Raw genomic sequence first — 20,717 nt, 5'->3', positions numbered from 1 at the left:
CATGACAACGACGGTGGCCATCATTGGCGCAACGGGCAAAATGGGCCGCCTGGTTTCGGACCTGATCGATCGAACCGAGGGGTATCAGGTCGTCGCTCGGCTCGACTCGCGCAGCGACCTGAGCGAGATGCTGGGGGCGCAGATCGCCGTTGACCTGACCCGCCCCGACGTGAGCCGGGACGTCGTCAACTTTGCGACCGAGCACGGTTTGCAGGTACTCGTAGGTACCTCCGGCTGGAGCCAGGATGGTATCGATGTCCTCGCGCGCCGACTTGACGGCCGCGACGACACCGGCGTCATCATCATTCCCAATTTTTCGATCGGATCGGTACTCGCCACGGCCTTCGCGGCTCTCGCTGCCCGGTTTTATGACTCGATCGAGATCGTCGAAGGCCATCAGCCGGGCAAAGTGGACTCACCGTCCGGCACCGCCGTGCGCACCGCCGAATTGATCGGCCGGGCTCGCGCCGAACTCGGCCCGGTATCGGCACCGCACACCGATCAGCGTGCCCGGGGCCAGCAGGTGTCGAGCGTGCCCGTGCACAGCCTGCGCCTGTCCGGTCTGCTGGCCCGCCAGGACGTGTTTCTCGGCGGCACCGGAGAGACCCTCACCATTAGTCACAACACGCTCTCACCGAGCGCCTATGAGAGCGGCATCCTGTTGGCCTTGAACGCGGTGCGCACCGCGCGCGGCGTTTCGGTGGGCCTTGACCAGATCGTCGACCTGGGATTTGGTACCGCTGCCACCGAGTCAGGAGCCGTCAAATGAAGGGCAAGATCGCCGTAGTCGTCATGGCGGTGCTGCTCGTCTTCTATCTTGTGTTGGTCGGAGTGCGCGCGGTGCTCTTCATTCAAAGCGGCGAGCCGCTCGGTATCGCCATCGGGCTCGCCTTGCTCATCTTGCCGCTGATCGGTTTCTGGGCGCTCGCGCGCGAGGTCGCGTTCGGCATCCGCTCGGAGCGTCTCGTGCGTCAGCTTGACGAACTCGGCGAGCTTCCCGCCGACAACCTGCCGACGCGCCCGAGCGGTCGCCCCTACCGGGACGCCGCCGACGAGCAGTTTCCGGCCGCGCAAGCCGAGGTCGAAGCCGAACCGGAGAACTGGCACGCCTGGCTCCGACTCGGACTGGCCTACGACGCCTCTGGTGACCGCAAGCGTGCGCGCGGTGCAATCCGCACGGCCATCGCCCTCGAACACCACCCGCGGTAGCGCTGGCGGCAGACTCGTCATCGGACTATAACCATGAGCTGCTGACTAGGAGTGGCGCAGCATCCAGGCGATCGCGGTGGCCGGAATGCGATGGGCGAACTCGAAGCCGTCGCTTTGGAGCTTTTGCGAGCTGACCTGCTGGTCGGCGAGCAGCAGCGGGCGGGCAGCATCCCGCAACACCAGGGTTAGGATCTTCTGCGGCACCGGCAGCAGAAACGGGCGGTGCAGGGCAACGGCCAGCGCGCTGATGATGTCGTTGGACGTCGCCGGGCTCGGTCCGACCAAGTTCACCGGGCCGGTCAACGTCGAGGTCAGCAGGTGCACAATGGCGGAGGCCTCATCGTGCAGGCTCACCCAGGGCCAATGTTGGTTGCCGCCGCCGAGCGGCCCGGCCAGACCGAGTTTTGCGAGCGGCAGTAGCGGTTTGAGGGCGCCACCCTTGGCGATCACGAGGCCCGTGCGCAGCGTGACCACCCGGGTCGCTTCGGGTGCGTGGTGGGCCGAAGCCTCCCATTGGGTGACCACATCGGCCAGAAAATCCGATCCGACAGCGGATGTCTCGGTCAGAACTTCCCCGGGCCGGTCGCCGTAGATCCCGACCGCTGAGCCGTTCAGAAGCACCGTCGGGGGCGTGGTTGCCTGCCCCAACGCCGTGGTGAGTGTACGGGTGGCCGAGAGCCGGGACTGCAGAATCTCTTCGCGATAATTCGCCGTCCAGGGCAATCGGGCCAGCGACGCTCCCGAGAGATTGACCACCGCGTCGATGGTATCGAGCACCTGCGCGTCCAGAATCGACCCCGCGGGGTCCCACCGAATCTCGTTTTTACCGAGGGCTTCCCGCCGCACCAGCCGCACCGGCGTGTGGCCGCCAGCGGCAAGCTGGCGGCACAACTCGGTGCCGATGAGGCCGGATGCCCCCGCGATCAGAACGCGCATCGGTGTGGCTTAGGCCAGCTCGGCTTCGATGGTGATGGGAATGCCCGCGAGCGCCTTCGAGATCGGGCAGTTCTCTTTGGCATCCTGAGCGAAAACCTCGAACTCGGCCTCGGTCAGGCCGGGGATCTTCGCGCTCACCAGCAGGTGGCTGCCAACGACCCCGGTACCGGCAGCGAACGTTACGGCCGCGGTGGTCTGGATGTTCTCGGGGACATGCCCGGCAGAGCCAAGCGCATTGGCCAAAGCCATTGAAAAGCAGGCCGCGTGGGCGGCGCCGAGCAGTTCCTCGGGGTTGGTCGTATTCGAAACACCTTCAGCGCGGGCCTTCCAATTCACCGCGAATTCGGCGGCGTGCGAGGAATCGAGGGTGACGGTGCCGGCACCGGTCGTCAGGTCGCCGGTCCATACGGTGGTTGCTTCACTGGTGAGCGTCGTGGGCATGGTGTTACCTCCAGGTGTTTGAATCCCACCCTATCCGTCGGACCTGCCCCGCGAACGAGTCCCGTCTGGGAAACGGCTGAGAGACAACCGACACGCCCGGGCGGCGTGAATATATGCGGGTCGGGCGTGTCCGGGCCGCGGCCAGCTGAGCGAGAACCGACGTTCAGGCGTCGTCGACGGCTCCACTGGCTCGATTCAGCACGCCGGAGCGCACGAGCAGCAGGTAGATCTGGCAGCCCAGGCAGTAGTCAAAGACCGCGTTCAGAAAGGCAGCGACAAATGCTGCGGCCGCCGCGATGCTGACGGCGGCGGGCAGTCCGGCCAGGCCCAGCGCGAGGCCGACCAGGGTGACGGCCAGGCCGACAGCCTGCGCGAAGGTCGGCGGCGCGGCGTCTTCGAGCTCGGTCGGGGGAGCGAGGCGCGGGCGCACAAAAGTTTTGAACAACACGCCGTAGGGGTGTCGGCCCGCTCCGGCGAATGCGCCCCAGGCGAACAGGGCGGTGAGTGCTGCCAACAGGGTCAGCGCGGCGGTGGAAGCTTCCACGAGCGACAGAAAAATCACGGCCAACAACAACACGGCCGTAATGGCTGCTCCAAAACGCGGCCCGCGTGGGTCGAGTCGAGGGCGCCCGGTGCTGATGGGCGTTTCGGTCGTCGCGGGTGTCCCCGGTGGGGTCTCAGAGGCCGACACGCGAACTCCCCGCCGTGCTGAGGGTGCCGGCGCTGGCGCCCGGCGCGATTGTGGTCAGCGTCGCCTGGATATCGGCACGGTTCGGCGCTCCTCCCACGCGGGCTCGCACCCGCCCAGCGCCATCCAAAATCAGCGTGGTCGGTGTTTGCAAGATGGCATATCGGTTTGCCAGATCGGCCCGGTGAGTGAGATCCACGTCCACGTGCACCACGCCCGGGTTGGCCTCGGCCACGGTGCCAAGCAGGCGACGGGTGCCCGGGCATCGGGCGCACAGCTCGGTCGAAAACTGCAGGAGGGTGGCTTCGCGGCCGAAAGCGATCGTGCTGGAAACATCCGCTGGGGTGATGACGTCGCCGGTTCCCCGGGCCACTCGACCCTGGTGTGCACGCCAGACCAAACCCAGAATTGTCGTGACGGCCAACAGGGCGAACAGCAGGCCGATCGCTTCGAGGGGGTTCATGATCTCGACGCTACGCGGGGTCGGACTGGTTCGGCGGACTGTGACGAGAGATTACGCGCGCGGGGAGTTTTGGTCAGCAGACCGGCCAGCAGACTGGCTGGCAGACCGGCTAGCCTGAAGCGGTGTCTGAAATTGAGTTTCGATCTGAAATGACCGTGGAGTTGGTGCGCGCGAGCGCCCACGACTCCGACGTGCTGTTCGCTGCCCGGGTATCGACCCTGGGCGAGCAGACCCTGGAGCAGAGCCAGCTGAGCGGTGCCGAGAGTGAGGTCGATGAGAAGCGTGATCGCGGGTTGATCAACTACCTCATGCGCGATCGGCACGGCTCGCCGTTCGAACACAACTCCATGACGTTCTACGTGCGCGCCCCCATTTTTGTGTTCCGCGAGTTCATGCGGCACCGGATCGCCTCCTACAACGAGGAATCGGGCCGCTATCGGGAGCTTGCCCCGGTGTTCTACGTTCCCTCCGAGCAGCGCAACCTCATCCAGGTTGGCAAGCCAGGCGCTTACGACTTTCTGCCCGGTTCGGCCGAGCAGACTGCGCTCGTGCAACAGCAGACCCGCGCCGCCGCGATTCACTCCTACGAGGCCTATCAGCGGATGCTCGAAGCCGGCGTCGCCCGCGAGGTCGCCCGCATCGTGCTGCCGTTGAACATCTACTCGTCGATGTACGTCACACTCAACGCGCGTTCGCTCATGAACTTTCTCAGCCTGCGCACCAAGCGCGAGGGCTCGTCGTTCCCATCGTTTCCGCAGCGTGAGATCGAAATGTGTGCCGAGCAGATGGAAACCCACTTCGAAACCCTGATGCCCCTCACCTACGCCGCCTTCAACAAAAACGGTCGAGTTTCCCCCTAAGAACCCCTAATTCCGGCAAGGGGCACGGAGACGATAGCCTGTACTTCGTGTCTACCTCTACGAATCCCTTTGGCCAGGTGCTGGTTGCGCTGGTCACCCCGTTTACTTTTGATGGCGAAGTGGACTGGGCCGGGGTGGAGAAACACATCGACGACGTCATCAACGCCGGCGCCGACGGCATCGTGGTCACGGGCACGACCGGTGAGACGAGCACACTGACCGACCCGGAGAAAATCCGTCTGGTCGAGGTCGGCAAGTCGGTCGCGAACGGCCGGGCCAAGATCATCACCGGTGGTGGTTCCAACGAGACCGCGCACGCCATGCAGCTTGCCCGCCAAAGCGAAAAGGCCGGTGCCGACGGCAATATGATCGTCACCCCGTACTACAACAAGCCCACTCAGGCTGGTATCCTCACGCACTTCCGCATGATCGCGGATGCCACGGATCTGCCTGTCATTCTCTACGACATCCCCGGCCGCACCGGTGTGGCCATCGCCTACGAGACCATCCTGCGTGCGGCGAAGCACCCCAATATTTTGGCGATCAAAGACGCCAAGGGGGACTTTGCCCAGGCCAGCCGGGTGCTCAACCAAACCGACCTTATGTACTTCTCGGGCGATGACCCCAACGTTCTCGGCCATCTGGCCATCGGTGCGACCGGCCTCATCGGCGTCACCGGCAACATCACGGCGACCCCGTACCGGCACATGGTCGACGCGGTCAATCGTGGCGACCTCAAGGTTGCGACCGCCGCGCACCAGATGCTCGAACCGCTTGTGCGCGCCGTCAGCACCCACGTTCCCGGTACCGTCGCCGTGAAGTACATCCTGCACGGCCTCGGCCGCATCGGCAGCCCGCGCGTGCGTCTGCCCCTGGTCGGACCGGAAGACTCAGAGGCGGCCCAGATCGAAGACGAACTGTCGCTGGTCAAAAACATCCCCGGCGTGGACTTCTCCAATTTCCGTCCCGACCGCAACGCGGCCGCCGGCGGATCGCTGCCGAAGGTCGCCGGTACCACCCGCTAAAGCAACCCGCTCGCCGAACTCGCCATCGCACAACTCGAGGCTGTCGCTTGAAGGTGATCATCGCGCCCGAATGCACCTTCGCACAGACGTCGCAATTTATCTGAGAATCCCTCGACTCCGGCGCATGGTTTTGGTACAATGAGAGCATGAGTCAAAGCGGCGAATTCTCCCAGCCGGGCTCCGCCGATTCCTTCTCCGCCGATTCGTTCTCCGCCGATTCGTTCTTCGATGGCCTCCACGACGAGCAATTCGCGGACTGATGCTTCTCTGTTGAAGATCGGGCAGGTGCTGCTGCCCCACGCGAAACGTCTCACCCCGACCCAGTTTGACGGCAAAGCCCGCAAACTCCGCGAACGCTTCCACCCCGACAGCATCACCGTGCGCCGTGCGCCTGCCGGTTTCACGGCTGCAATCGCTCCGCCCGACATTTCGATCTCGACCACACCCGCGACAAACAATTCGGCGGCCCCACCACCGCCACCAACCTGCATCCACTGCCGTGCCCGTCCACTGCCGTGCCCGTCCGCGACTGTGCCCGGGCCACCTCCCGAGCGCCGGTTGAGGCGCATCCGCTCGCAAAACGCTAGGATCGCCCCATCGAGCATGATCCACGTCGGGTCAGCCGCGTGGGGAGTGACGTGAACGTTGCACGCAAATGGGTGTTTCCCATCCTTCGGCTCATCTTCGTTGCGGCCATCGCCGTTGCCCTCGTCAAGGTCGCTTTCTACCCCGACAGCGCGCCAGAACGCAACCCGGCCGAACCAACCGGCGTCGTCGTCGAACCAGAGATTCCGGTGGCCATCGGAACCGTCAAAAACGACGTGACCCTGCCCGGCACCGTGAGCGCCGACCCGGCGGTCGCCGTGAAATCAACCGCCGTCGGCACGGTCGACGAGATCTTCGTGACGGCCGGTCAGGCCGTGAACTCGGGCGACAAGATTTATGACATCCGAGTCGAGACGATCAAAGACCCCGTCGAATCAACGGATGCCGACGGCAACATCACCATCACCCAGCCGAAGCCCGTGGTCACCTTTGCCAAGGTGCTCGCGCCGATCAGCGGCGTTCTCAGCGCGCTCGGTGTGATCCATGGTCAGAGCGTGGCCGTGGGGGATTCCACCGGCCAGGTCGCCCCGCCGAGCTTCTCGGTGAGCGGCGCTCTGAGCCCCGAGCAGCAGTATCGCCTGCTGACAAAGCCGACCGAGGCGACCGTCACCATCACAAACGGGCCGGCGCCGTTTACCTGCACCAGTTTGACCATTACCTCGCCGCTGGCCGGCGCTGGAACCGTCGGTGACGGCGGCTCCGCCGATCCCGGCACGAGTGGCACCACGGTCACCTGTGCCATTCCGGCCGAGGTGACCGTCTTCTCCGGGTTGGCCGCTCAAATCACGATCGCCGCCGGCCTGGCCGAGAACGTACTGGTCGTACCGACGACGGCCGTCAAAGGTTCGGCCGAAACCGGCGTCGTCTGGTTCGTATTGCCCGGCGGCGGCACCGAGGAACGGCCGGTGACGCTCGGTATGACCGACGGAATCAACGTGCAGGTCATCGACGGACTCGTCGAAGGCGACCTGATCAACCAGTTCGTGCCGGGGGCCAGCGCCGTTCCGCCGGGCTCCGGCGGTTGCGATCTGCAGCCCGACGGCAGCGAAGTGTGCTTCGGGCCCAGCGTTTCCAGCAGCGGGATTTCGCAATGACCCTGCTACACCTCGAGGGAGTCACTCGCACGGTGCAGCTCATCGATGCGCCACCGCTCACCATCCTCTCCGGCGTCGACCTGGTGGTGAACGTCGGGGACCGTGTGTCGATCGTTGGCCGTTCAGGGTCGGGCAAGACCACGCTGCTGAACCTACTCGGGCTGCTCGACAGCCCGACGAGCGGCACGATGCTGTTCGAGGACCGCGCAGTGCAGTCGCTGTCCTCCGGCGCGCGCGATCGGTTGCGTGGCCGCGAGGTCGGTTTCATCTTTCAACAGTTCAACCTGTTGCCGGGGCGCACCGCCCTCGAAAACGTGATGACCCCGCTGCTCTACGCCGAGGGCCGCCAGTTTTGGCAGCGCGCCCGCATCGCCACGGCGATGCTCGAACGGGTCGACCTCGGCGACCGGCTCGCCTCTCTGCCCGACCGTCTGAGCGGCGGCGAACAGCAGCGAGTGGCAATCGCCCGATCCTTGGTGCGTGGCCCGCGGCTGATTCTCGCCGACGAACCCACCGGCGCGCTTGACCTTGAAACCGGTGAGACGGTGATGGACCTCATCGACGAGGTCGCCACCGAGTCCGGAGCTGCCCTCGTCACCATCACGCACGATCCGGCCATCGCTGCTCGGGCCGCCCAGCACTTTCGGCTGGACCACGGCGTGTTGCGGGTCGCCAGCGCGGTGCCGGCGTGAAGCGCCTTGCGAGCAATCTGGTGGGCTCGGTCGTCGAGGCCTGGCAGGAGGTGCGTATCCACAAGACCCGCGTCATGCTGTCACTGATCGGTGTGGCGGTCGCCGTCTGCGCCATCACCACCGTGGTCGGGCTCGGCGCGGTCGCCCAGCAGGCGACCGTGGAACAGAGTGAACGCGCGGGCGGACGAGCCGCGAGTCTCTACCTGTCGGCCTCGATGAACGATGGCTCCACCCCGATCGAAATGCCCGAAATCTGGCGCACCGCGCTCGAACGGTACCAGATCGACTATGCCAGCCGTGTCGTCAACATCAGCCAGACGGTGCAGTTCACCGATGGGGCCGTGCCGGTGCAGACCATCGGTGTCGACCCGCCCTACGGCACCATGCACCGAGTCACCCTCGACGAGGGCGACTGGTTCACCGACGATGATCAGAACCGACTCGCGCCGGCCGTGCTCGTTAACACCGTCTTCTGGGACCGACTGGGCCGACCGGACCTCCGAACCCACCCGACGATCAGTCTCCTCGGTACCGGCACCACGACGGCGGTCGTGACCGGCGTCTACCCTGCGCTGTCGTGGGAGACCGAACCGGCCATGTACATGCTCGCCGACGCGCTCACCGCTCTGACTCCCGTCGCCGACTCAAACTTTCAATTCGGACCGCCATCGTACGAACTGTGGGTGCCCGTTGATGTCTCTGGAGCGCTCGTGACGGCTCTGCAACGTGACGTGCAGGGTGCGCTCGGCAGTGCGGCATTCGTTCAGGTGAACCGCCAGGATTATGCGGCCTATCAAGACGGCGACCCCTACCTGTCGCTCAAGCTCACGGTCGGTGCCATCGCCGGACTGGTTCTGCTGCTCGGTGCGCTCGGTCTGGTCAATATTGCCCTGGTCACGCTTAAACAGCGCATCCGGGAAATTGGCATTCGTCGTAGCTTCGGCGCGACGGCCGGCCGGGTCTTCTTCGCCGTCATGATGGAAAGCGTCGTGGCCACCGTCGTCGCCGGTATCGTGGGCGTGATCGCCGCCGTTCTGATCGTGAAAAGCCCGTTCGTCGAAAATTTCATCAGCCAGGGCCAGGTCACCGACTTCCCCCCGTTCCCGGTCGAAGCGGCCGTGCTCGGCCTGGTCTGCGCGAGCGCCGTCGGTGCTCTGGCCGGTCTCATCCCGGCGTTGGTCGCGGTACGGGTGAAGGTGATCGACGCCATCCGCTATTGAATCAGCGGATGTACCGTGCGGCAGTCAGGGGCAGGTCGGACCGGCCCGTCGCGCAGGCCGTGGGCGTGGGGTCGGGGGAATGTCGCCGGTGCTTGGTAGCGTTATTTCATGGCTACGAGCACTAAGTCGAACGGGCGTGCCCGCACCCCGGCAGCGAAGGGCGCTCCGGCGCGCAAACCCACCACGCGCGGAGCCGGCGCAACCGCCGCGCAGAAGACCGTCAAGTTCACCGCCGTCGAAGTGAAACCGAGCCTCGGCGCCCGCATCTGGACCGGCCTGGCCCACCTCACCGGTGGTGCCGCCCGTGCGCTCGGCCCCGAAAAACTCTCCAAAGACGAACGCCGAGACGGTTTGCCGTTCTTTCTCGTGCTGCTGGCTGTCTCCGGCGCCATCGTGGAATGGTTCCTGATCAACAACGTCGTCGCCCAGCAACTTGACGCGTATACCTTCGGGGGGTTATTCGGCCGAGTCGCTTTCGCCCTGCCGGTCATCCTGTTGGTGTTCTCCGTCTGGTTGTTTCGCAAACCCAGTTCCGTGCACGACAACGGTCGCATCGGCATCGGCCTCAGCCTGCTGCTGGTGACCATCTCCGGGCTCTGCCACATTTTCGGCGTGCAGCCGCAACCGCAAGACGGCATGCCGGCCCTCGCACTGGCCGGCGGCGTCATCGGGTGGATGATCGCCGCCCCCCTGATCATGCTGACCACGTCCATCGGTGCCACGATCGTCGTCATCCTGTTGCTGGTCCTGAGCCTGTTCATCATTACCAAGACTCCGCCGAACCGGATCGGTCAGCGTTCCCGCGAACTGTATGACTGGCTGTTCGGCGCCCAATTGACCGATGACGAAGAACGAGCAGCTGCCAAAGAAGCCAAGGCTGCCAAGCCGGGCAAGACTGCACAGGTGGAGCTTGACGGTGTCGACGGCAGTGGCGATGAAGCCGAAGGCGCTCTGCCGTGGTGGCGCCGAAATAACAGCAAGCGGGAAGAAGATCCCGACTTCGGTAGTGCGCTGTCGACCGAGGCGGAGGCGGAGGCCGCGGCCAAGACCCGAGCAGCGACCGCCGACTCCGCCGACCCGCTCAGCGTTCTGCTGGGCGGCGGCCAGTCGCAGGGCGGTTTCGACAGCGCCATCGAATCCGACGTCACCGATCACACCGCACCACCCGAGCGGGACCACTACGGCACCGAGGTGCTCGAGGACCTGCGCAAGGCCGAGCTCGCCGTCAAACAGTTCACCGGTGAGGTCGACCTGGGCGGGGCACCGTCCACCGGCCTCCATTCAGATGACCCGGCAGCACCCACCGAGGTTCTTCCCGGCTTCGACGATGTCTTCCCCGAATTGAGCCAGGCAGTGGATGCCTCCGGCGCAGCCCTGCCGCCGCTCGCCTCCACCGATCCGCACCCGGCCATTCCCTATCTCGTTCCCGCCGCATCCACTCTCACGGCCGGCCCGCCGGCCAAGGCGCGTTCCGCCGCCAACGATGTCGTCGTCAAATCGATCACCGAGGTATTGCGTCAGTTTCAGGTCGATGCGAAGGTCACCGGGTTCTCTCGCGGCCCCACGGTCACCCAATATGAGATCGAACTCGGCCCGGGAGTCAAGGTCGAGCGGGTCACCGCCTTGAGCAAGAACCTCTCCTACGCTGTCGCCTCGAACGAGGTGCGCATTCTTTCGCCGATTCCGGGCAAAAGCGCGATCGGCATTGAAATTCCCAACGTTGATCGCGAAATCGTGACCCTCGGCGACGTGTTGCGGTCAAGCACCGCCACCAAAGCCACCCACCCGATGACCATCGGCGTGGGCAAAGACGTCGGCGGTGGCTTCGTGATGGCCAACCTCGCGAAAATGCCCCACTTGCTCGTGGCCGGTTCCACCGGCTCCGGCAAGTCGAGCTTCGTCAACTCCATGATCACGAGCCTGCTGATGCGTGCCAAACCGAGCGACGTGCGCATGGTGCTCATCGACCCGAAGCGGGTCGAACTTGCCGCCTATGCCGGCGTACCGCACCTCATCACCCCCATCATCACGAACGCGAAGAAGGCAGCCGAAGCGCTGCAGTGGGTCGTGAAAGAGATGGACATGCGTTACGACGACCTGGCGAGCTTCGGTTTTCGACACATCGACGACTTCAACAAGGCCGTCAACAACGGGGAGATCGTGCTTCCGGCCGGCAGCGAACGCAAGCTCAAGGCCTACCCGTACCTGCTGGTCGTCGTCGATGAGCTCGCCGACCTCATGATGGTCGCTCCGCGCGACGTCGAAGACTCGATCGTGCGTATCACCCAGCTGGCGCGCGCCTCCGGCATCCACCTCGTATTGGCCACCCAGCGACCCAGCGTCGACGTCGTCACCGGGCTGATCAAGGCCAACGTGCCCTCCAGACTCGCCTTCGCAGTGACGAGCGTCACAGACTCCCGAGTCATCCTCGACCAGCCCGGCGCCGACAAGCTCATCGGCCAGGGCGACGCCTTGTTCCTGCCCATGGGCGCCTCCAAAGCTGTGCGCGTGCAGGGTGCCTGGGTCACCGAGGAAGAAATCGAGAAGGTCGTCAAGCACGTCACCATGCAGGCCCGGCCGGACTACCGGCCCGACGTCTCCATGGTGGCCCCGCGCAAGGAGATCGACTCTGATATCGGAGACGACCTCGAGGTGCTGCTTGCCGCTGCGGAACTCGTCGTCTCGACCCAGTTCGGGTCGACCTCGATGCTGCAGCGCAAACTGCGCGTCGGCTTCGCCAAGGCCGGTCGCCTGATGGACCTGCTCGAATCCCGGGAGATCGTCGGCCCGTCCGAGGGCTCCAAAGCGCGCGATGTGCTCGTGACGGCGGAGCAGCTGCCCAGCGTGCTCGCCCGCCTGCGCGGCTCCGATGACGAACAGCATGCCCTGAAAGCTCAGACTGACGACGCTCGCACCGGGTCGGCACCCGACCCGCGTTACGCCGATGACCCGGTCGAGAAAATGTCACAGGGGTATCCTGAGGTGGACGGCACCGAGGACGACGAGGATGCCTGGAAACTAACCGGCAGGGACTGAACAATGGCATCACCGCACCAATCCGTCACCCGGCCCAGCAACTGGAACGTGCCCAACCTGATCACGGTCGTGCGAATCCTGCTCGCCCCGGTGTTCATCTGGATGCTGCTGGCCGATAACGGTGCCGACAACGCCCTGCGCTGGGCCGCCGCCGTGCTGTTCATCATCGCCATCGCCACCGACGGTATCGACGGCATGATCGCTCGCCGGCACAATCTCGTCACCGATCTGGGCAAGATTCTCGATCCGATCGCCGACAAAATCCTCACCAGCGGCGCCCTAGTCTGCCTGTCGATTCTCGGTGAACTGCCCTGGTGGGTAACCATCGTTATCCTGGTGCGTGAAATAGGCATCACCGTGTTCCGATTCGTCATGCTGCGCGACCGGGTCATTCCGGCCAGCCGCGGTGGCAAGCTCAAAACCATCGCCCAGTCCGTGTCGATCTCGCTGGCTCTCCTGCCGTTCTGGCTGGTCTTTGGCGACTGGGTACACTGGCTCAACACGGCGACCATGTCTATCATGCTCGTGCTCACCGTGGTCTCCGGCCTCGACTATCTGGTTTCGGCCTGGCGTACGCGGAAGCACGACGTTGCCTGACCCGGCACCGGATACTGACGCGCCCGATTCGGCTGCGCCAGTGGATGCCACGGCCGAGCTGATCGCGGAGCTCTCCGCCCACCACTTCAACATTGCCGTTGCCGAGTCCCTCACCGGCGGGCTGCTCGTGGCCGAACTCGTGCGCATTCCCGGCGCGTCAGCCGTCGTGCGTGGGGGAGTGGTTGCCTACGACACCGCCTTGAAGCGCAGCCTGCTTCGAGTCGACAGCAGTGTACTCAACGTGCACGGGCCCGTGCACGCCGATGTCGCCAAGCAGATGGCGAGTGGCGTGCGCACCCTGCTGGCGGTGAACGATGTGCGCGCCGACATCGGGGTATCGACGACGGGCGTTGCCGGCCCGGGGCCGGCTGAAGGGCACCCGGCCGGAACGGTGTTCATCGGCCTGTCCAAAGGCACCGGGTCCTGGGCGGTGCCCTTGCAGCTCACCGGCGACCGAGACGAAATTCGCGCCGAAACTGTGCGTCAGTCCATCGATGCTGTGCGTGCGCTGATAGCGCGGGGTGACGCGGAATAGTTCCTGTTACAGGCCGGTTACAACGAAGACATTCACAAGAAAACCCCAAGGATTCTCGGTAGTGTCAGAGTGTCGGATGAATGCAGTAACGTAAGCATCCAGCACCGCACCCCGGTAATCATAAACTTGGGATACAAGGCATAAGAAGGAGGTTCCGATGATTCTTGTTCGGCAGGAAATCGGCGATGTGCTCAGGGACTTCCGCCTGCAAAAGGGGCGTACCCTGCGTCAGGTCGCAAGTAAAGCCAGCGTCGCACTCGGCTACCTCAGCGAGGTAGAACGAGGACAGAAAGAGGCCTCTTCGGAGATTCTCGCCTCTGTCGCCGATGCATTGGAAACCCCGATCTCGGTCATCATGCGCGAGGTGGGCGACCGTCTCGCTGTCATCGAAGGCATCGATCAATTCCCCGACACGGTACCGGACGAGTTGGTCAAAACGTTCGATGCCGATCTCATGATGCGCTAGCCGCCATCCCCCGATTCATCCCACGACACCACCGCCGACACTGAGTGTCGGCGGTGGTTCTCATTGCAGGAACCACCTTGAAGGAGTGCCGTGCGACTGAGCGAATTTCGCACCGCGATGAAAGAAGAATTCGGCGACGCGTACGGGCGCGTCCTCACCCGCGACCTCGTGCTCACACCGCTCGACGGGAGAACCGCCGACCAGGCCCTCGCCGCCGGAGTTCCCGCCCGTGACGTCTGGCTGGCGCTCTGCGCTGAGGTTGACGTGCCCCGTAGCCGCTGGCACGGCGCTGGCATCCCAGCTCCCCGCCAATAGCTCGGTCGGGCCTGTCTTCGTTCGGCCGACAATTCGACACGCCAAAAAACTTTCATGATAATGCTCGAATATCTGTTCGGCATTGATAGGCTCCTCCACAGCAGACAATCTGACCGATTACACACCGTCCGATCGTGCTCCCGGCCAATGTCGGAGGTGCGGCGTACAGTCGAATTTGTCAGAGAAAGTCAGCATTTGCCTTGTCGAAACGGGCGTCGGGTTCTCCCCGACGCGCGGGCCGACAGCCTATAGGCGCCACCATGCACAGCGTCACGGCGACCGTGCAGTACCTAGGAGATCACGACCATGGCATCACAAGCGAACCGCGAAAAAGCCCTCGAAACCGCCCTCGCGCAAATCGACCGTCAGTTCGGCAAGGGATCGGTCATGCGCCTCGGCAGTGACGAACGCGCTCCCGTCGAAACCATTTCGACCGGGTCGATCGCCCTGGACGTCGCGCTCGGCGTTGGCGGGCTGCCCCGCGGACGCATCGTAGAGATCTACGGTCCGGAATCCTCGGGAAAGACCACCCTCACCCTGCACGCCATCGCCAACGCACAGAAGAACGGCGGCATCGCCGCCTTCATCGACGCTGAGCATGCGCTTGACCCGGAATACGCCAAGAAGCTCGGCGTCGACATCGATGCCCTCCTCGTCTCGCAGCCCGACACCGGTGAGCAGGCCCTCGAAATCGCCGACATGCTCGTGCGGAGCGGGTCAATCGATCTCATCGTGGTCGACTCCGTTGCGGCTCTCGTGCCGCGCGCTGAAATTGAGGGTGAGATGGGTGACTCCCACGTCGGCCTTCAGGCGCGTCTCATGTCGCAGGCCCTTCGTAAGCTCACCGGTGGTCTCAGCCAAACCAATACCACCATGATCTTCATCAACCAGTTGCGCGAGAAGATCGGCGTGTTCTTCGGAAGCCCCGAGACCACCTCCGGCGGAAAGGCACTCAAGTTTTACGCCTCGGTGCGCCTCGATATTCGTCGCATTGAAACCCTCAAAGACGGCACCGATGCCATTGGCAACCGCACCAGGGTCAAGGTGGTCAAGAACAAGATGGCGCCGCCCTTTAAGCAGGCCGAGTTCGACATCATCTACGGCATCGGCATCTCTCGTGAAGGCAGCCTGATCGACTTCGGCGTCGACAAGGGAATCGTCAAGAAGTCTGGTGCCTGGTACACCTACGACGGTGACCAGCTGGGTCAGGGTAAAGAAAATTCGCGCAATTTTCTGCTCAGGAACCCCGAGATGGCGAACGAAATTGAACGCAAAATCCTGATCAAGCTCGGTATTGGTCCCGAGGGCATCGCGGCAAAGGCAGCCGAGAAAGCCGCTGCTGCCATCGCGTTGGAAGCCGAAACCAAGGCCAAGGCCGAAGCGGACGCTGAAGCGCTGCAGAGCGACGGCCCGATCGCGCCGAAGTCGGCCGCGCCGGCCCGTAAGAGCGCCTAACCAGGCAGAACAGAGAGGCAGGTCACGGAAATGGTTCACTTTGAACCCAAGGACGACGCAGCAGAACGCGAAGATGCCGGTATGGCTTCCGTGACCTATTTGCCCGGCGCGGGGCCGGGGATGCCCCGTCGCTCGCCGCTCGAGGTTCAGTCGCCGCTGGTCAACAGCTTCGCTGCTGCTGCTGCTGCTGCAGAAGCCGAAGCGGAGGCGCTGGCGGCCGCCGCGGCGAACGAGGCGGATATCGAGATGCAACTCGACGATCGAGCCGATGACGCGGCGATCGCCGCCGCCGACGCGCTCGACCAGCGCGAGCGCGCCGAGAAGGTGCTGCTCCACCGCTTGCGCGCACGATCCCTCTCCACGGTCGAGGCCCTGCTGGTGCTGAATGCCACCGGTGTCGACTCGGGTGATGCGAGTGAAATTATCGAGAAGTTCAGTGAGTTGAACTACCTCGACGAGGCCAAGCTCGCCGACCAGATCATCCACAGCCATAACGTGCGCAAGGGGCTGGGCCGCACCGGTGTCGAAGCTGAAATGCGGCGGCGCAAGCTCGACCCAAGCGTGATGCTGGACAAGCTCGAAGAACTCCCCGACGACGAAGCCGAGCGGGCCATCGATCTGGCCACCAAGCGAATGACACAGCTGGAACGCTTTGACGACCAAACGATTGACCGCCGTCTCACCGGTTTTCTGATGCGCAAGGGCTACAGTTCGGCGTCCGTGCGACTTGCCGTCAAGGCCGCAATGGACAGCAGGGGCGGCGGGGGAGCATCCCGCGTGCGATTCCGTTAATGATCGGCAGTGTGGCGCACACGGCCCGTTCACTGAAATGCTCGCGTAAACTATACCCACTATGAGTATTGCCGCCCCCGACCTTGCCCGCCGAACCGTGATTACTCCCTCGGCAGCCGCGATCGACGACTCGGGGCGCGCGCGCACCTACGAGGTGCGCACCTTCGGTTGCCAGATGAACGTGCACGACTCGGAACGACTCAGCGGGTCGCTGGAAGCCGCCGGCTACGTCTCGGCCAACGGCGGTGAGGCCGACATCGTCGTGATCAATACCTGTGCGGTGCGCGAGAACGCCGACAACAAGCTCTATGGCAACCTCGGCTACCTGGCGTCGGTCAAGCGTAAGCACGCCGGCATGCAGATTGCGGTCGGCGGTTGCCTCGCCCAGAAAGACAAAAACACCATCCTGGAGAAGGCGCCGTGGGTGGATGTCGTCTTCGGCACCCACAACATGGGATCCCTGCCGAGTCTGCTGGAACGGGCACGGCACAACGGCGAGGCGCAACTGGAGATTCTCGAATCTCTCGAGACCTTCCCGTCCACCCTGCCCACCAAGCGCGACTCCAGCTACAGCGGCTGGGTATCGATCTCGGTCGGCTGCAACAACACCTGCACCTTCTGCATCGTGCCGGCCCTGCGCGGCAAGGAGAAAGACCGCCGCCCGGGGGAGATCCTGGCCGAGATTCAGGCGCTCGTCGACGACGGTGCCATCGAGGTCACCCTCCTCGGGCAGAACGTGAACTCCTACGGGGTGGAGTTCGGTGACAAACTCGCCTTCGGCAAGCTCCTGCGCGCGGCCGGCAAGATCGAGGGGCTGGAGCGCATCCGCTTCACCAGCCCGCACCCCGCCGCGTTCACCGACGACGTCATCGATGCCATGGCTGAGACACCCGCCGTTATGCCGCAGCTGCACATGCCGTTGCAGTCCGGTTCGGACCGTATCCTCAAGTCGATGCGGCGCTCCTACCGCGGTGCGAAGTTCCTCGGCATTCTCGACCGGGTACGCGCCCAGATGCCGAACGCGGCGATAAGCACTGATATCATCGTGGGCTTCCCCGGCGAAACCGAAGAGGACTTTCAGGAGACGCTCCGAGTGGTTGAACAGGCCCGATTCGCCACCGCGTTCACCTTCCAATACTCGATTCGTCCTGGTACCCCGGCCGCGACCATGCCCGATCAGATTCCCAAGGCGATCGTGCAGGAGCGCTACGAGCGTCTCGCGGCGCTGCAGGAGCGGATCTCGCTGGAAGAGAACCAAGCGGTCATCGGGCGTGAAGTGGAACTGCTCGTCGCCAACGGCGGCCGTAAAGACAGTGACACCCACCGCCTGAGCGGACGCGCCCCCGATAGCCGACTGGTGCACTTTGACGTGCCCGACGGTTCACCGCGCCCGCGCCCCGGTGACATGGTCACGGTCGTCGTAACCCAGGCGGCACCGTTCCACCTCATTGCCGACTCCACGGATGGTGCGCCCCTGCGCATCCGTTCGACCCGCGCCGGCGATGCCTGGGACCGCATGGAAGCCGAATCGTGCGCGGTTCCGAGCCACGCGGGGGCCTCAGGCGGCGCCGGTCCGGTCTCTCTGGGCCTGCCCACGATCGGCCTGCCCCCGATCGGTCTGCCCACGGAAAGCGGCTCGACGACCATCCCCATTTACAACGTTAACGACGACGAGCGCTAGGGTCGGTGTCGTCTGAACCCGTGGTGTCCGGTAACCGTGCGGCGCTGATCGCGATTGTCGGTTCCACCGGTACCGGCAAGTCGGAACTGTCGCTCGATCTGGCCGAACGGCTGATCGAGCGCGGGCAGCCAGCTGAAGTCGTCAACGCCGATGCCATGCAGCTCTACCGGGGCATGAATATCGGCACGGCGAAGCTCTCCGTCGCTGAACGCCGCGGCATTCCCCACCACCTGCTGGACGTGCTGAACGTGACCGACGAGGCCACCGTCAGTAATTACCAGACGGATGCCCGCGCGGCCGTGACCGAAATCAGCTCGCGCGGTGTCGTACCGATCCTGGTGGGTGGTTCGGGCCTCTATGTGTCCTCGGTCGTGTTCGATTTTCGATTTCCCGGTACGGACCCGGTGTTGCGCGCCCGACTGGAGGCCGAACTGGTCGTGCGCGGCCCCGGGCTGATGTACGCCCGCCTGCAGTTCGTCGATCCGCAGGCCGCCGCGCGCATCGGACCGAGCAACGGTCGGCGCCTGGTGCGCGCGCTGGAGATCGTTGAGCTGACCGGCGCCCCGCACGTAGCCGCCCTGCCGGACGAGCCGGTGTACTGGCGCCCGAGCGTGTTGCTGGGGCTGCGTACCCCGCGGGAAGAACTCACCCCTCGGCTCGATGCCCGGGTGGAACGCATGTGGGAGGCCGGGATTGTCGATGAAGCCCGCGGCCTGCTCGCGGCCGGTATCGAGAACGGTGTGACGGCCAGCCGCGCGATCGGATACGCGCAGGCTCTCGGCCAGGTGCATGGCAACCTGAGCCGGGCCGAGGCCATCGAGGGCACCCAACAGCTCACCCGCCGCTATGCGCGTCGCCAGGTCAGCTGGTTTAAACGCTACGCGCACACCCACTGGATCGACTCCGACTCGGCCGATCGGGTCGACGACGCCCTCGCGCACGTGGACCGGGGCAGTGCACCCCAAGCGCCACCCGCACCGACGGTCTGAGAGCGGCCGGGGAACCGTGCGGCGATGGCCCCGTAAACTGGCAGCATGGGCATCACACTGAACTTCACCAAGGGCCACGGCACGGGCAACGACTTCGTGCTGTTCGCTGATCCTGACGGCACGACGGTGCTCACCCCCGCCCAAATTCGCGCCGTGTGTGACCGCAAGTTCGGCGTCGGCGCCGACGGCATCATCCGCGCCGTGCGCAGCAAGAACCTGCCAGACGGAGCGGCGGCCCTCGCCGAAGACGACGCGGCGGAGTGGTTCATGGATTACTGGAACGCCGACGGTACCGTCTCAGAGATGTGCGGCAACGGGATCCGCGTCTACGCCAAATTTTTGATCGAAAATGACCTCGCCGAACTGCTCCCCGGCGACACCCTCACCATCGGCACCCGCGGCGGTGTGCGCGACGTTCAGCGCAATGCCTCGGGGTTTCAGGTTGATCTTGGTCGATGGAAGCTTGACGGCACGGAAACACTCGTGCGCACCAGGAATCTGCCCGTCGCTCGTCCGGGCCTGGGTATTAACGTGGGCAACCCGCACACCGTCGTCGCCCTCGCCGATGATGACGAACTCGACGCTGCCGACTTGACGTTCATTCCACAACTTGACCCCGAACCGGAAAACGGCGTGAACATCGAATTCGTCGTGCCGAACGACCCGCTCGTCGTCAACGGCGTCGGACGGTTCCGCATGCGTGTGCACGAACGCGGTAGCGGGGAGACGCTGTCCTGCGGCACCGGCGCCGCCGCGGCCGCTCTGGCGACCCGGCACTGGGCCGGTAAGTCCGCTCCACACCAGTGGCGGGTCGAGCTCCCCGGCGGCGTACTCGGAGTGCGCATCTTTCCGGCCGAGGACGGCGAGCACGTGTCGCTGTCCGGCCCGGCGGAGCTGGTCTTCGACGGCGTTTTGAACCTCGGTTAGCTTCGCTTCACCGAGCTGCCTTTCACCGAGCTGCCTTTCACCGAGCTGCGATCCGCCTAGCTTCGGTGTACCTGGAGCACTCGAAAGCCCTTGCTGATTGCCTCACGAGTGGTCTCGAAGGTATCGGGAAGTTCCTCGGCCAGCCAACGCTGAAGCGAATCTGAGCCGAGGTTGCGCTGCACGACGAGCCAGGCATCCGCTTCTGGCTCGAGGCGCGGCAGCCAGGTCTGCATCAGCGCGTGCAACTCGTCCTTGCCGACGCGAATGGGCGGGTTGGACCAAATGGTGCGAAAGCTGATGTCGGCGGGTACATCAGCGGCGAGCACGGCGTGGATGTTGGTCAGGCCGAGGGCAGCCGCATTGGTGCATACCAAGTCGAGGGCTCGCTCATTCACGTCAACGGCCCAGATTGTTGCGTCGGGGGAGGCGAGTGCCAGGTGCAGGGCAATGGGGCCCCAACCACAGCCGAGGTCGAGAAAATGTCCGTCAAGGGGTGGTTCGGGTGCGTACTTGAGCAGAACTTCGGTACCGGTGTCAATGTGCGCAGGGCTGAACACCGAGTTGGCGGTCGTCAAAACCCGATCCTGGCCGTGCAGCTGCACCGTGATCTGGCGGGTTTTCAATACGGTGCCGGGCGCCGGAGAAAAATAATGGTCGGACGACATAGGAGGGAACCTTTCAAGTTCGTTG

General features: G+C 64.5%; 22 protein-coding genes. 17 read left to right on the top strand and 5 right to left on the bottom strand.

Annotated features, from left to right (window positions below; all coding sequences use genetic code 11):
• Position 1 precedes the first annotated feature (1 nt).
• Positions 2–769: a 4-hydroxy-tetrahydrodipicolinate reductase gene (locus tag QMK22_RS08400; RefSeq protein ID WP_349360813.1), complete on the top strand. Its 768-nt coding sequence runs from the start codon at positions 2–4 to the stop codon at positions 767–769.
• Positions 766–1,209 carry a hypothetical protein gene (locus QMK22_RS08395; protein WP_283497177.1) on the top strand — a complete coding sequence of 148 codons (444 nt, stop codon included), beginning with the start codon at positions 766–768 and terminating at the stop codon, positions 1,207–1,209. Before QMK22_RS08400 ends, QMK22_RS08395 begins: the two co-directional genes overlap by 4 nt.
• A gap of 45 nt (positions 1,210–1,254) precedes the next feature.
• On the opposite strand, the gene QMK22_RS08390 is transcribed toward QMK22_RS08395, so the two are convergent.
• The 4 genes from QMK22_RS08390 to QMK22_RS08375 form a co-directional block, all read right to left on the bottom strand.
• Positions 1,255–2,145 carry a TIGR01777 family oxidoreductase gene (locus QMK22_RS08390; RefSeq protein ID WP_283497176.1) on the bottom strand — a complete coding sequence of 297 codons (891 nt, stop codon included), beginning with the start codon at positions 2,143–2,145 and terminating at the stop codon, positions 1,255–1,257.
• 9 nt (positions 2,146–2,154) lie between these two features.
• The gene (locus tag QMK22_RS08385) at positions 2,155–2,586 is read right to left on the bottom strand and encodes an OsmC family peroxiredoxin (RefSeq protein WP_283497175.1); all 432 of its coding nucleotides are present in this window, start codon (positions 2,584–2,586) and stop codon (positions 2,155–2,157) included.
• Between the two features lie 163 nt (positions 2,587–2,749).
• A complete protein-coding gene (locus tag QMK22_RS08380; protein ID WP_502857338.1) occupies positions 2,750–3,277 on the bottom strand; it encodes a DUF4395 domain-containing protein in 528 nt (175 codons plus the stop codon).
• Positions 3,264–3,737 carry a TlpA family protein disulfide reductase gene (locus QMK22_RS08375; protein ID WP_283497174.1) on the bottom strand — a complete coding sequence of 158 codons (474 nt, stop codon included), beginning with the start codon at positions 3,735–3,737 and terminating at the stop codon, positions 3,264–3,266. The genes QMK22_RS08380 and QMK22_RS08375 overlap by 14 nt, the downstream gene beginning before the upstream one ends.
• A 149-nt stretch (positions 3,738–3,886) precedes the next feature.
• Between QMK22_RS08375 and thyX the strand changes: the two genes are divergently transcribed.
• From thyX to dapF, 15 genes are all read left to right on the top strand, one after another.
• A complete protein-coding gene (gene thyX / locus QMK22_RS08370) occupies positions 3,887–4,597 on the top strand; it encodes an FAD-dependent thymidylate synthase (RefSeq protein WP_283497384.1) in 711 nt (236 codons plus the stop codon).
• Between the two features lie 47 nt (positions 4,598–4,644).
• Positions 4,645–5,622, top strand: coding sequence for a 4-hydroxy-tetrahydrodipicolinate synthase (gene dapA / locus QMK22_RS08365; RefSeq protein ID WP_283497173.1), 978 nt, complete (start codon positions 4,645–4,647; stop codon positions 5,620–5,622).
• 638 nt (positions 5,623–6,260) lie between these two features.
• Positions 6,261–7,322 (top strand): efflux RND transporter periplasmic adaptor subunit, encoded by a 1,062-nt coding sequence (locus QMK22_RS08360; RefSeq protein WP_283497172.1) that lies wholly within the window; start codon positions 6,261–6,263, stop codon positions 7,320–7,322.
• Positions 7,319–8,014 (top strand): ABC transporter ATP-binding protein, encoded by a 696-nt coding sequence (locus QMK22_RS08355; protein WP_283497171.1) that lies wholly within the window; start codon positions 7,319–7,321, stop codon positions 8,012–8,014. The genes QMK22_RS08360 and QMK22_RS08355 overlap by 4 nt, the downstream gene beginning before the upstream one ends.
• Complete coding sequence (locus QMK22_RS08350) at positions 8,011–9,234, top strand: ABC transporter permease (protein WP_283497170.1); 1,224 nt, start codon at positions 8,011–8,013, stop codon at positions 9,232–9,234. The genes QMK22_RS08355 and QMK22_RS08350 overlap by 4 nt, the downstream gene beginning before the upstream one ends.
• A gap of 108 nt (positions 9,235–9,342) precedes the next feature.
• Positions 9,343–12,270: an FtsK/SpoIIIE family DNA translocase gene (locus QMK22_RS08345; RefSeq protein ID WP_283497168.1), complete on the top strand. Its 2,928-nt coding sequence runs from the start codon at positions 9,343–9,345 to the stop codon at positions 12,268–12,270.
• Positions 12,271–12,273: 3 nt separating this feature from the next.
• The gene (pgsA, locus tag QMK22_RS08340; protein WP_283497167.1) at positions 12,274–12,867 is read left to right on the top strand and encodes a CDP-diacylglycerol--glycerol-3-phosphate 3-phosphatidyltransferase; all 594 of its coding nucleotides are present in this window, start codon (positions 12,274–12,276) and stop codon (positions 12,865–12,867) included.
• A 40-nt stretch (positions 12,868–12,907) separates the two neighbouring features.
• Positions 12,908–13,402 carry a CinA family protein gene (locus QMK22_RS08335; protein ID WP_283497166.1) on the top strand — a complete coding sequence of 165 codons (495 nt, stop codon included), beginning with the start codon at positions 12,908–12,910 and terminating at the stop codon, positions 13,400–13,402.
• 157 nt (positions 13,403–13,559) lie between these two features.
• The gene (locus QMK22_RS08330; protein ID WP_283497165.1) at positions 13,560–13,868 is read left to right on the top strand and encodes a helix-turn-helix domain-containing protein; all 309 of its coding nucleotides are present in this window, start codon (positions 13,560–13,562) and stop codon (positions 13,866–13,868) included.
• Positions 13,869–13,958: 90 nt separating this feature from the next.
• Complete coding sequence (locus tag QMK22_RS08325) at positions 13,959–14,183, top strand: DUF3046 domain-containing protein (protein ID WP_283497164.1); 225 nt, start codon at positions 13,959–13,961, stop codon at positions 14,181–14,183.
• Between the two features lie 306 nt (positions 14,184–14,489).
• Positions 14,490–15,638 (top strand): recombinase RecA, encoded by a 1,149-nt coding sequence (recA, locus tag QMK22_RS08320; RefSeq protein WP_283497163.1) that lies wholly within the window; start codon positions 14,490–14,492, stop codon positions 15,636–15,638.
• Positions 15,639–15,668: 30 nt separating this feature from the next.
• Positions 15,669–16,430, top strand: coding sequence for a regulatory protein RecX (locus QMK22_RS08315; protein ID WP_283497162.1), 762 nt, complete (start codon positions 15,669–15,671; stop codon positions 16,428–16,430).
• A gap of 61 nt (positions 16,431–16,491) precedes the next feature.
• Positions 16,492–18,111 (top strand): tRNA (N6-isopentenyl adenosine(37)-C2)-methylthiotransferase MiaB, encoded by a 1,620-nt coding sequence (gene miaB / locus QMK22_RS08310; protein WP_283497161.1) that lies wholly within the window; start codon positions 16,492–16,494, stop codon positions 18,109–18,111.
• Between the two features lie 5 nt (positions 18,112–18,116).
• On the top strand, positions 18,117–19,100 hold the full coding sequence (gene miaA / locus QMK22_RS08305) for a tRNA (adenosine(37)-N6)-dimethylallyltransferase MiaA (protein ID WP_283497160.1): 984 nt from the start codon (positions 18,117–18,119) through the stop codon (positions 19,098–19,100).
• A gap of 45 nt (positions 19,101–19,145) precedes the next feature.
• Complete coding sequence (gene dapF / locus QMK22_RS08300; RefSeq protein WP_283497159.1) at positions 19,146–20,027, top strand: diaminopimelate epimerase; 882 nt, start codon at positions 19,146–19,148, stop codon at positions 20,025–20,027.
• Positions 20,028–20,083: 56 nt separating this feature from the next.
• Here the strand turns inward: dapF and QMK22_RS08295 are convergent, their stop codons facing one another.
• Positions 20,084–20,692: a class I SAM-dependent methyltransferase gene (locus QMK22_RS08295; RefSeq protein ID WP_283497158.1), complete on the bottom strand. Its 609-nt coding sequence runs from the start codon at positions 20,690–20,692 to the stop codon at positions 20,084–20,086.
• Positions 20,693–20,717: the final 25 nt, after the last annotated feature.

The organism is Cryobacterium sp. PH29-G1 (assembly GCF_030063365.1).
In the GTDB taxonomy this organism is placed as follows: Bacteria; Actinomycetota; Actinomycetes; order Actinomycetales; family Microbacteriaceae; genus Cryobacterium.
This window is presented reverse-complemented; position numbering and strand designations above follow the sequence as displayed.